Source organism: Massilia glaciei, assembly GCF_003011895.2.
Classification (GTDB): domain Bacteria; phylum Pseudomonadota; class Gammaproteobacteria; order Burkholderiales; family Burkholderiaceae_D; genus Telluria_A; species Telluria_A glaciei.
In genome coordinates this window covers 1-1,879 of record NZ_PXWF02000185.1, presented here as the reverse complement: position 1 = coordinate 1,879, position 1,879 = coordinate 1, and the positions used below count along the sequence as shown (strand labels likewise).

Below are 1,879 nucleotides of genomic sequence, written 5' to 3'. Positions count from 1 at the left end.
TTGAAACCGCCATGTTATAGCTTTTTTAAATCGCATTGGCCACAAGAATGCAGAGGCATGGTTCAAAGCGCTTAATGTGTTGAAGTATGAATCCGAACTTGTAAAAAGTTTCCGAAATTTTTGCTCAACAATAATTATGATTATCGCTCTTTTCGTAGTTCGGTACGGCCAAAGACTTCCACAGTCCATGGTGGACCGGTTGAAACAGCTATCAAGTGAATTCAAAGAACTTATGATTCTTGGGGATAAAATGATTCCGGAGGCGCTCAAGGAATTACACGCAAAACTGGATCATATTAGAAAAATTATTCATGCTGGAGGAGTGCCGCCGCATGACACTGCTACGACCTTACTGGCGCAAACAGGTCAAAAGGTCATTAGCTATGCTGAGGAGGCTCGCCTGATCGAGACCGGAGCAGCCAAGAAAATTGTTCGCGCGGGAAAATATCAACAAAATCTGGCAAACGCAGATCCCAATCTGGTTGGTAGTATCAAGGAGGTATATAAGCACGAGGCGGGGTTTCCAGACCTTATGAAATATACTGTTGCCGACAAGGCGACGGGTGTAACTTATTACCCTGGCATTGCAGCAGCTAGCGGTCCAATTAAGAATGAAATACTCCACGGCGAGACCCTTTTTCGCGCATTCGGTCCGGGTGGCATGACCCATGGTACCGAAGTTGGCACATCAAACGCGATCGGTGCGTTTTGGGGGCGTGGTAAACCGCCAAAAAACGCTGCAGAGTGGCGCCGTTTATGTGCCGTGCTGGACGAATGGAATCGCAACGGATGGCTTTCAATGGTGCATATTCCAGAAAATGTGAAAATCCCGGCATGTACAAGTGTTGTCTCTGAGCAGTTCAGCAAGAAAATTGCAGGCCAATACCTACCAGGAGGCGCAAAACAGGCGGTTGTGGAAGCATTTTTTGAAAAACAGGTAAAAGACATAACCAATCAGCTTTACCTAAAGGGTGGTGGGAAGGCGACTCTTCCGAACGGCGTTGTTATAGAGGTTAGGCAAAGCGGTTGGAAGGGAATTAACGGCAAAATTGGATATGGCAAAACAGCTATTCCCGGTGCTGGAGTAGTTGAACGGCTCGGTGTCACGGAACGGCAATCGAAGGCAGTGACGCAAGTCGCGCAAGCCGCTGTAAAATTGGAAAATAGCAATTAACGAAAGACATCATGAGCATATTTGACATATTTAAGCCTAAGTGGTCCGAGGGGCAAATGAGACCAGATGACCGGAGAAAGATATTTTGGTATTTAAAGCGGAAAACGAGCTACACGGCTTGGCACCGCGAGGCAGATGCCTTTGACCGTTTCGCAAATATTTTTGAGCGGCAAGTGCGAGAGGAACCAGTTGCGCTGCCAAATAACTCGATATGTGAAACCAATTGGGAAAGATTCTATCCTGATATTCTTAAGACGCAGGTTCTTTATGAGCAGGGACTCGAGCGACTGAAGCAGGGTGACCGCAGCGTTTGGCTGTATAACGAGCGCGGGATTCTTCGTGATGCAACTATGAATGCTAGCGATTGGCATTGCTATCTGGTTACCAACGGTCCGCGAGGAGACAATTTTTTTGACGGAAAATACGTTGATGCGATGACCGATGCCACGCGTATTTTTTTCGATGCTACTCAAGACACTGGTTACGTGCAGTCAATGATGAGTGACACACCGGCGCCGGAATTGTGGGGCACGGGTTGGTACGAAAAATTTTCGAAGATGCCAATTCCCGCACACCTTCCGGACGTCCCCGAGCCCCACATCGATGTTTTTCTTAGGACAGGTGAGATGGTGACCGTTTTTGGAATATACGAACCGCAAATTAAAGACGGATGCATGAATTATTTGCTTGCAGGAGCGGAAGCGC

2 protein-coding genes are annotated in these 1,879 nt (G+C 47.4%); both read left to right on the top strand.

What is annotated here, in order from left to right; all coding sequences use genetic code 11:
• Positions 1 to 199 precede the first annotated feature (199 nt).
• The gene (locus C7C56_RS28140; protein WP_146204434.1) at positions 200 to 1,174 is read left to right on the top strand and encodes a hypothetical protein; all 975 of its coding nucleotides are present in this window, start codon (positions 200 to 202) and stop codon (positions 1,172 to 1,174) included.
• Positions 1,175 to 1,185: 11 nt separating this feature from the next.
• On the top strand, positions 1,186 to 1,879 hold a 694-nt coding region (locus C7C56_RS11480; protein ID WP_229458719.1), incomplete at its 3' end, for an Imm71 family immunity protein.